This window comes from Kordia sp. (assembly GCF_050633145.1).
Taxonomy (GTDB): Bacteria; Bacteroidota; Bacteroidia; order Flavobacteriales; family Flavobacteriaceae; genus Kordia.
The window spans coordinates 1-9,701 of the sequence record NZ_JBOEFY010000069.1; the positions used below are offsets into that span (position 1 = coordinate 1).

Below are 9,701 nucleotides of genomic sequence, written 5' to 3' on the forward strand. Positions count from 1 at the left end.
TTAGAAGACTCAGCATTCTCGGTAAACTCTAGTTTTACAAATCCAAGTGCTTGTGGCATTGCAGATGGTTCTATTATTTTTGAAGATGCAAATGCAACTACAGCTTATAGTGTTTCCTATAGTTTAAATGGCACAACAACTACTGTTATAGTAAATTCAGATGCTTCAGGAACTATTGTTTTGAATAATTTGGGAAGCGGATTGTACGAATCGATTGTTGTGGAAGAAATATCTACAAATTGTATTGCTAATGTTGTCAATATTCTTTTGGAAAATCCCACATTTACGATCACATTTAGTTTTGAAAACCCTACAGATTGTGAAGAAAATGATGGAGTTATTTTATTTGAAGGAGCAACACCTAATACAGTTTATAATGTTTCATATATATTAAATGATGAATTAATTATTTTAAATTTAGCTTCGGACGCGCAAGGAGTTATACGAATAGAAAGTCTGGGTGCTGGTATCTATAGTGACGTCACAATTACGGGAAGCGGAAATGATTGTTCAATGTTGTTTTCGGTAATTGAACTTACCTGTGAAGAACGAATAGAATCTTGTTTTAGAGTTCGAAGATTTTTTACACCAAATGCAGATGGTTATAATGATGTTTGGCACTTAGAAAACATATTTAACTGTGATTATCTCGTGTACATTTATGATAGATACGGAAAAATGATCACTATTTTAACGCCTAACTACCCAACATGGGATGGAACATATAATGGAAATAAGCTACCATCAAGCGATTACTGGATTTCTATTGAATATACTGAAAATGGACAGCAGTTTAAGTATAGTACGCATATTACTTTAAAGCGATGATTGCTATGTATTTTCTAAAACCGATATGTAATACTCGCTTTCATAAAAAATGACGTTCCAGGCGTGAAATGAATTTCTTCTACGGATTGCGATTCGTTTTGTAAACGAGATTCAGCCGCAAATTGTGTTTCTTTTCATTCTGTATCTAAAAGATTTTGGCGAGATTAATTTTTAGTTTGCTGGTTTCTTTATAAAAAAAATATAACAGAACTTCCTCTTATATTTTTAAGAGGAAGTCTGCACAAAAAATTTTAAGTAACTTTAAAAGTTATACTTCTGTATCTGGCGGAATAGTACATAATATACTTGTACATTCACTAATCATTGTTAGGGTAATAACTGTATATGGACCACTAGATCCACCATTGAGCGTTCCTATTTCTTTTTCGTTTAATTGAGCGATGTTAGCCTTTTTGAAAGTTAGCATCTGTTTTGATTTCCTTTTCTTCATCGGTTAAAAATTTAAAATTGATACTTCCTGAATATTTTAAGTCAGTCAGGATTTCTGACTTCTATGGCCTGTTATTATGTTTTAAAAACGATATCTAATTTCCTTCTGGTGGATTGCAAAATTCTGTAAAGGTTTGAATGGTAATGAGCGTGTAGTAAACCGTTGTAAAAGTATATCCTCCTTGTAGTGATGATTTTTGATTTTCATTAAGTTGAGCAATGTTAGATTTCTTTATCTCCAATAGCTTTTTTGAATTCCTTTTTTTCATCGTTTTAAAATTTAAAATTGTTATTTCCTGAATGTTAATAGTCGGTCAGGATTTCCAACTTTGATTGCAATCTTGATATACTCAAATGTATAAATACTCTTGTTGTCAAGATGTTAGAAGGAAGTGAAATGGATTTAAAAGGATTTGAAACAACTATTTTTTGATATAATATTATTCTTACTGAAATGTGTTAAAAATCTTAACATAATATTCCTTATTGTGTAGGATTTAGCAAGCTACTTGATGAAGTAAAGTGACTTTTTTTTGATGTGAATGTATTCGATTTGCTATGCAAAGCCTGCTTTTATTGATGTTAATGTTGCTAAATAGACAGTTGAGAAAAAAATAATTATGTATTTTTTCTGACAGAACTATTTTTTATGCAAATCACTACACTTATTATAGATGATGAACCGTTAGCGAGACAACGGATTAGAAACCTGTTAACAGATCGTAGTCAAATTCAAATACTTGATGAATGTAGAACAGGAAGCGAAGCTATTTCTAAAATAGAAGCATATACACCCGATTTGATTTTTTTGGATATTCAAATGAAGGATATGACGGGTTTTGAAGTGTTAGAAAAACTGAAAATTTCAAAAAAAACATTGATCGTTTTTGTCACTGCCTATGACGAGTTTGCCCTAAAAGCTTTTGATTATTTAGCTTTCGATTATTTATTAAAACCATTTAAAGATGAACGCTTTTATAAAACTGTAGATCATATTATTGATCATCATGCACAAGGAAGTCATAAAGCATTCAATGAACGCTTAGATCAACTTTTAACAATGATTAAAACTCCTCAAAACGATGTGCAACAAGATTTCAGTTTCAATCTCCCTATTCGGACAGGAAATAAAGTGCATTTTGTGGCTACTTCAGATATCATTTACATTACCGCTTCTAGTTATTATGCTGAAATTCATACAGAACATAAAAAATACGTGCTGAGAGCATCACTTACAAAACTGATTCAAAAACTGAATCCAAATACATTTGTTAGAATACATCGATCTACAATAATTAATACCGTTTGCATGAGCGAATTAATTCATTCTAATTTTGGAGAATTAGATGTAAAGATGAAAGATCATAAAATGTTTAGAGTTAGTAAAACCTATAAAAAAGAGTTTCTAAATAAAATCGGAATGTAAAATGGACACACATTTTTCAAACACTAAGACAAATTTAAATTGGGCGAAAAGAAACCTTGATATACGATTGCTGCAAATTGTTGCTATATTCAGCTTAATTACTGCCGCTGTTACTTTTTTTAGAGTTCTATATTTTCGAATCATTGATGAAAAAGCATATACCGTTTTAGAGGTTTTCTTAAAGCATTTTATCATCGATTGGATTGTAGTTTTCTTCTTTATGTCAATCGTAGCAATTGTTACTCGAAAATTTTTTGATAAAAATATTGGCTATTTCTATATTATTCTTTTTCATGTAATTGTATCACTCTGCATTGGATGGTTCTTTTCAGTAGCGCATTCAGGTGCTTTATTATTAATTGGGCAAATAACCTATGAAGAGTTCCAATATTACACCTCTTTTAGTATGACTATTGCGTATTTGAATTACACTTTTTTAACATATTTTGGAATTACTAGTATTATTTATACCTATTATTATAGTAGTAGATTGAAAACAGAAAAATTGCAAAGAGCATTGCTTGCCGAACAATTGACAGATACCAGAATGCGCGTATTAAAATCACAATTACAACCTCATTTTTTGTTCAATACGCTTCATAATATTTCTTCTTTAATTGAGACTAATACAAAACAAGCTCAGAATATGCTGAACGATTTGAGCGATCTTTTAAGAGAAGTAATTGTTTTAAAAGAAGATCATTTCAATACTTTGGCACAGGAACTTTATATATTACAAAAGTATATTGACATTATTTCAATTCGTTATTCCGATCATTTAACCATTACGACACACATTGCTCCAAATATTGAAAGTACACCTGTTCCGTTGATGATGATTCAACCTATTGTAGAAAATGCGATAAAACATGGTTTTAGTAGAAATACGGATGCTTTACAAATAGTTGTTTCTATTACTGAAAAAGAGGAGTATTTATGTATTGAAATTAAAAATAATGGGACTCCAATAGCAGCTACCTTAAAGGAATTAACGAGCAAAGGGACAGGAATCAGTAATATTATGAATCGCCTAGACACTTTATATAAAAACAACTATACGTTTCAAGTCGAAAATGTAGATAATTGGGTTATAGTTAGTATTAAAATTCCACGATATCAGAAATCAATTATTAAAGGAACATTGTAATTTTAAAAATAAAATAGACGAATTGTTTTTTAGCTGTGATAAATGGAATTGCTGGAGGACTACTTCCCAATACAAAAATTAGCAAAGATGTTTCCTAGCAAATCATCACTTGTAATTTCTCCTGTGATTTCTCCGAAATGATATAAAGCTTGTCGAATGTCAATAGCCATTAAATCACCCGATAATCCAGATTCTAAACCGTAATGTACTTTGTCAATTTCTTCCAATGCTTTTAGTAAGGCATCGTAATGACGTGTGTTTGTAATAATGGTTTCATTATTACGTAAAGCACCTGTATTTACAAAGGAAACGAGTTTGTTTTTTAAGTCGTCAACGCCAATATTTTCTTTGGCAGAAAGCAGTAATAAGTTGTCAAATTCAAATGTATTTTTGATAAATGTTTCATCTCCTTTGTCAATTTTGTTGGAAACGATTACGATTGGCTTGAGTGGAAATTTATTTTGAAGCTTGTGAATTTCCTGCAACATCAATTTTGATTTCTCTTGATCGTTGGATAGGAGCGAAGCATCAAACAAGTAAATAACGACTTGTGCTTGTTCTATTTTTTCGAATGTTTTTTGAATTCCGATGCTTTCAACTACATCTTTGGTTTCTCTAATTCCAGCCGTATCAATGAATCGAAACGAGATTCCGTCAATAATTAATTCATCTTCAATGGTATCACGAGTAGTACCTGCAATGTCGGAAACAATAGCGCGTTCTTCATTTAATAAAGCATTTAGTAAGGTAGATTTCCCCACGTTTGGTTCACCAACTATCGCCACAGGAATTCCGTTTTTAATGACGTTTCCAACCGCAAAAGAATCAATCAATCGTTTTAAGACAAATTGAATGCGTTTTACTAAGGTTTTGAATTGTGTACGATCGGCAAATTCGACATCTTCTTCTGCAAAATCGAGTTCTAATTCTATTAAAGAAGCAAAGTTTAAGAGTTCTTCACGCAAGTTTTTGATTTCATTACTAAATCCGCCACGCATTTGCTGCATCGCTAATTGATGTGAAGCTTCCGAATCGCTCGCAATTAAATCAGCCACAGCTTCTGCTTGCGATAAATCGAGTTTTCCGTTTAAGAATGATCGCAAGGTAAATTCTCCTGCATTGGCATTTCTACAGCCATTACGCAATAGTAATTGAATGATTTGCTGCTGAATGTACACAGAACCATGACAAGAGATTTCAATGGTATTTTCACCTGTATACGAGTTTGGTCCTTTAAACAAAGACACTAAAACTTCATCTAAATAACGATCTTCATCAATAATATGACCTAAATGAATGGTGTGCGATTTTTGCTTGCTCAATTTCTTATTACGAATTGACTTAAAAAGTGGCTCACAAATAGTAATGGCATCTTTTCCAGAAACTCGAATTACAGAAATAGCACCAGCGCCAGAAGGCGTTGCCAAAGCCACAATTGTATCATTTGGAATCATATTTATATAATTTGTGCAAAAGTAGGGAATATGTTTGGGTTTTGGGTATTAGGTGTTCGGTTTTGAGATATTGCTATTAAAATTTGGATATAGTTTTATGCCATCTATAGATTGTATCTATAAAAAATATTCTTCAGTTGGTTTTGCCATAAGAAAAAATACGTTCATTATTGACTATTTTATATCAGTATTTTTTTTATAACTTTTGAGCTTAAATTACACTTCCTTATTAGGGAAAATAAAACACTACCGAATTTTTATATATTAATTAATCATTTAAAAGCCCAAACATAATTATGGCAAGAGACATTCAAATTACCTACATAAACAAATCAATGAACAAAGACCTTCCAACGGTTTTTGTATTTACTAAAAATGAAACACCAACTTTTGATACATTGAAAGAAGGTATAGCTTGGCGCACGATTCCTGATATAGGAAGAGGTTCTGCAAGTAGTTTTGTATTTCCTTTAGATACAGAAGTAGATGCCACATGGAATGACGGAATAAACAGAACACAAGTATTACCAGCTAATATTGGACGACGCTACACAGTAAGTAAGGATGAAACAGGAGTTGTGCTTCAAGCCAATGGAAATGCTTCTGATACGAAGTCGATTGATGTGAATAACGATATTAACATTCAAAATGGTATTAGCGCTTCTCTATATAAAGATGGGAAATTAATGCTTTCGAAAAAGATTGTAGGATACGGGCAAAAAGCTACGTTTGTATTGAAACCAAAATTATATTGGGGAATCGCTTCTGAAATTCAAGAAGGTGAGTTGCTAAATTCTGCCGTATTGAATACTGACCATTTCTTTGAGATGAATTTAGAAGGTGTCTCGGAAGCAGTAGTTTCTTTGAATGGAAATGCCGAAGATGGATATATGTTTAAAATAGAAAGTCAAAAATAAAACCTATTTATTTTACTCGCATTAAGAAGAATTTCCGAATGAGTAGCTATAATTACTTCTAATGCTATTAAAAAAACACATGTAAGCTTCAAAAGAATGTACTTTGATTTTAGTTCTAAATTTTTACGGTATACTCTTTTGTAGATCACTATGAAGGACTCTCTAAAAAGTCCTTCATAGTGTATAAGTTGTTAATTGAATCCAGAATTCATTTACTTATCATTGTCATTTTTATGTGCTTTTCTAACATCTTCATCTCTATATTTACAACATCCATGTACAGTTGCATACGCCTCTTTAGAAGCTTTTACATCCTTAGAGTCGTGTCCGACAGCTGCAATGTTTTTCTTAATAGTTGCTAAATCTGTCTTTGCTTCGTTATAAATTAATTTTAACTTATGCGTTTTCACATTCCAAACTGCAGATTTTACACCTTTAGTTTTTATACTTGCTTTCTCAATACGTTCTTTACACATTCCACAAACGCCATCAACTTCAATGGTAGCTTTGGCATTCTTGTTTTGTGAAAAGGCTAAAGTGCTCGTAAAGACAAATAATAAGATTAGTATTTTTTTCATTTTCGTTGTGTTTTAATTTTTAATTCAGTTTATATCTTAAACCTCCGTAATAGGTACTTCCAAAAATTGGTCCATACACAAAGGTAGTATCAAAATTATTTCCAAAAGGGTTATTGGCTTCTAAAATAGGATTATTCTGTTTAACATTGGTAATATTTTCGCCTCCAATATAGATTTCAAACTTCGATGAAAATACTTTTGTTACTTGTACATTCAATGTTCCTACATTATCTGAATATTCAGGCAATTGGTACTGTATAGGATTCGTTACTGTTGATGCAAATCGTTGTGCATCTAGCCAATTAAAAGTAAGGTCAAATTTCCATTGCCCTTTCGTATGTTCATTCTTTTTGGTCTCATAGGCAGCATTTGCGAATAAGCGGTGCTTTGGTGTTAGTGGTTTTGTCAGTTTTCCTGATAGATACTGTGTTTTAACATCAAAATACTTATACGCTAAACGCAAGTCAAACCCTTCAAATACATTATAATTAAACTCAGCTTGAAAACTATTGGCATAACTATCACCATTTAAATTATAAAAACTAACGGCTTCAGGATTTTCCCAGTCTACAACTACTTGATTTTGGAAATCAGTTCTGTAAAAATCGAACGTTATATCTGCTTTTCGTTCAAATAAATTAAATCCTTGCATATAAGAGATTCCATAGTTCCAAGCAATTTCAGGGTCTAGGCCGTAGATATTTCCACCAGAATTTATAATGTTTATATTTCTTGAACTTGCAAACATATTTTGATTTTCAGCAAAAATAGCAGCACTGCGTTTACCTCTTCCGATAGAAACTTTAAGTGCAGCTTTTTCCCATGGCGTATAGCGTAAATTTAGACGAGGAGTTATAAAAGTGCCTAAAAGATTGTTATGATCTATACGTACACCAGTTGTAATATTGAAATCTTCTAAATCGTCAAAATTATACTCAAAAAATGCACCTATTCCATTTTCATCACGTCTATATTGCATCACATTTGTATACAGTCCTACATCTTCATTATAATGATCTGAAGAAAAACTTAGACCTGTTTTAAATTTATGTCGTGTATCTCCAATAATAGAAGCATATACAACTCTAGAATATAAGCTGTTATGATTGATGTTATAAATTTTTTGCCCAAAATAAGACGCTTGATGATGACTGCTAAAATGTATTTGTAAATCAAATTTTTGATACGATATTTCGGGATTTGAATAACTGAACTTCCCTGCAATGTCTATACGCCTTGTGTCAATCTCACTTCCCCAAAAGTCAGTTGTAAATTTATGCGCATCAGGATCAAAATTAGTTTGTCCCATTTGTTTTTCGTCATTCAGAAATCTAACATTGAACAAGCCCACAATACCTTTATCTAAATTGATGTATTGCCAGCGATTCATCACATTGATTTGTTTTGTTAAAGGAACATCTAAAAACGTATCATTGTTTCTGTCAAACGTACTATTTCTGGTATCTCCATGAAGATACAAACCTGTATAAATCTTATCACTGATTTTAGTGTTTAGATGTGTATTTAATTCTAAACGTCCATTTCCTGAAGCGTATGCATTTACAAAGAATTTATTGTCTTTAACTGGCTTCATAAGCTTTGCATTTATTTCTCCTGCAATGCTTTCAAAACCATTTGTAACACTTCCTGTGCCTTTGGTTATTTGGATACTTTCTACCCAAGTTCCTGGAATGAAACTCAATCCGAAAGTTTGTGCGGCACCTCTTACTGATGGAACTGTCTCAATGGATGTTAATATATATGGACTCGTTAAACCTAACATTTTTATTTGGCGCGTACCTGTAAGTGCATCCGCAAAATTGACATCGATAGAAGGATTTGTTTCAAAGCTTTCACAAAGATTACAACAAGCAGACTTAAGAAGTTCATCGCTACTCATAGTCGCAATATTTTCTGAGCGTAAATATGATTTTAAAGTAGTTTGCTTCTTTGCGGATAGATGTACTTCATCTAAGTTGCTTTTTGGTTGCAACCAATGTTTAATATATGTAGGCGTATTGACAGTAATTGTATCTGTTTTATATCCTACATAGCTAATAATAAGTTTTTTATAGTCTTTTTTATACGTAAGCGTAAATTCTCCGTCTATATTAGTTGTTGTACCTACAGAAGTTCCCATCCAGTAGACATTGGCGCCTAAAATTGGTGTAACTTCTTTTTTCTCATTGGCTTCATATACAACTCCGCTAATGTTTTCTTGAGAGAAAAGGATACAGGGAAATAGTATTAATAGATATAATAAATGTTTCAAAGTAATATTTTAAAATTAATATATTCGTAAATCATGTTTTGTATGCTACTGATATACAAAACGCGCTAAATTATATTACTTTAAAATCAAATAAGAAAAACTTGTTCTAAGGTTTGTTTGTCAACGATTAATTTGGGAGGAGCATATTCTTTATGTGGAATGATATGTTGCGGCAATCCTTCGAAAAGGTTTGTATAGCTATAAACAAACGTAAAAAGCGCTAATTGTTCATGAGAATCAAGATTATCAAAAAAAGAATTTTTAACTAATTGTTGCCCTTCTATAATTTCGATTTTATCTATGCAACATTTTTTATTGCTAGCTTCTATAGTTGTATTTTTAGTTTCTTCATCGCAACAGTCTTCAAACTTTGAGAATACAGTAATATCTACTAAATCATTATTGCAGTATCTTTTAGTAACAGCAAATGTTACTGTAGATAACAGTATTAAAACGGCCATACAGCTCGCAAAAATTCTATGTGCTAATTGTAGTATCACAGTACAAAACTAAGTAAAAGATTCATATGTTTTCTTTTTTTGAGAGGAATTAACAATTAGCGATTGCCTCTTTATGAGTTTTTTTTAGGCCTTTAAAATAAATCGTCAAAAACAAAGTTTATCACTTAT

The 9,701-nt window shown here is 31.6% G+C and carries 10 protein-coding genes; 4 read left to right on the plus strand and 6 right to left on the minus strand.

Going from position 1 to position 9,701, the window contains the following annotated elements:
- Nucleotides 1-828 (plus strand): T9SS type B sorting domain-containing protein (locus tag ACRBBL_RS24090; protein WP_431371654.1); only part of this gene is annotated, 828 nt, incomplete at its 5' end.
- Between the two features lie 268 nt (nucleotides 829-1,096).
- Here the strand turns inward: ACRBBL_RS24090 and ACRBBL_RS24095 are convergent.
- The gene (locus ACRBBL_RS24095) at nucleotides 1,097-1,279 is read right to left on the minus strand and encodes a hypothetical protein (RefSeq protein WP_431371655.1); all 183 of its coding nucleotides are present in this window, start codon (nucleotides 1,277-1,279) and stop codon (nucleotides 1,097-1,099) included.
- Nucleotides 1,280-1,373: 94 nt separating this feature from the next.
- Nucleotides 1,374-1,547 carry a hypothetical protein gene (locus ACRBBL_RS24100; protein ID WP_431371656.1) on the minus strand — a complete coding sequence of 58 codons (174 nt, stop codon included), beginning with the start codon at nucleotides 1,545-1,547 and terminating at the stop codon, nucleotides 1,374-1,376.
- A 380-nt stretch (nucleotides 1,548-1,927) separates the two neighbouring features.
- Between ACRBBL_RS24100 and ACRBBL_RS24105 the strand changes: the two genes are divergently transcribed.
- A complete protein-coding gene (locus tag ACRBBL_RS24105; protein WP_431371657.1) occupies nucleotides 1,928-2,704 on the plus strand; it encodes a LytR/AlgR family response regulator transcription factor in 777 nt (258 codons plus the stop codon).
- A gap of 1 nt (nucleotide 2,705) precedes the next feature.
- Entirely contained in the window at nucleotides 2,706-3,851 is a 1,146-nt protein-coding gene (locus ACRBBL_RS24110) for a sensor histidine kinase (protein WP_431371658.1), read from the plus strand.
- Nucleotides 3,852-3,910: 59 nt separating this feature from the next.
- Here the strand turns inward: ACRBBL_RS24110 and mnmE are convergent, their stop codons facing one another.
- Nucleotides 3,911-5,305, minus strand: a complete 1,395-nt coding sequence (gene mnmE, locus ACRBBL_RS24115) for a tRNA uridine-5-carboxymethylaminomethyl(34) synthesis GTPase MnmE (RefSeq protein WP_431371659.1) — start codon at nucleotides 5,303-5,305, stop codon at nucleotides 3,911-3,913.
- Nucleotides 5,306-5,601: 296 nt separating this feature from the next.
- Here mnmE and ACRBBL_RS24120 point away from each other — a divergent pair, with 296 nt between their 5' ends.
- Nucleotides 5,602-6,222: a hypothetical protein gene (locus tag ACRBBL_RS24120; RefSeq protein WP_431371660.1), complete on the plus strand. Its 621-nt coding sequence runs from the start codon at nucleotides 5,602-5,604 to the stop codon at nucleotides 6,220-6,222.
- A 212-nt stretch (nucleotides 6,223-6,434) separates the two neighbouring features.
- On the opposite strand, the gene ACRBBL_RS24125 is transcribed toward ACRBBL_RS24120, so the two are convergent.
- From ACRBBL_RS24125 to ACRBBL_RS24135, 3 genes are all read right to left on the minus strand, one after another.
- Complete coding sequence (locus ACRBBL_RS24125) at nucleotides 6,435-6,800, minus strand: heavy-metal-associated domain-containing protein (RefSeq protein ID WP_431371661.1); 366 nt, start codon at nucleotides 6,798-6,800, stop codon at nucleotides 6,435-6,437.
- A 19-nt stretch (nucleotides 6,801-6,819) separates the two neighbouring features.
- Nucleotides 6,820-9,072: a TonB-dependent receptor gene (locus ACRBBL_RS24130; RefSeq protein WP_431371662.1), complete on the minus strand. Its 2,253-nt coding sequence runs from the start codon at nucleotides 9,070-9,072 to the stop codon at nucleotides 6,820-6,822.
- 86 nt (nucleotides 9,073-9,158) lie between these two features.
- Entirely contained in the window at nucleotides 9,159-9,572 is a 414-nt protein-coding gene (locus tag ACRBBL_RS24135) for an HYC_CC_PP family protein (RefSeq protein WP_431371663.1), read from the minus strand.
- Nucleotides 9,573-9,701 lie beyond the last annotated feature (129 nt).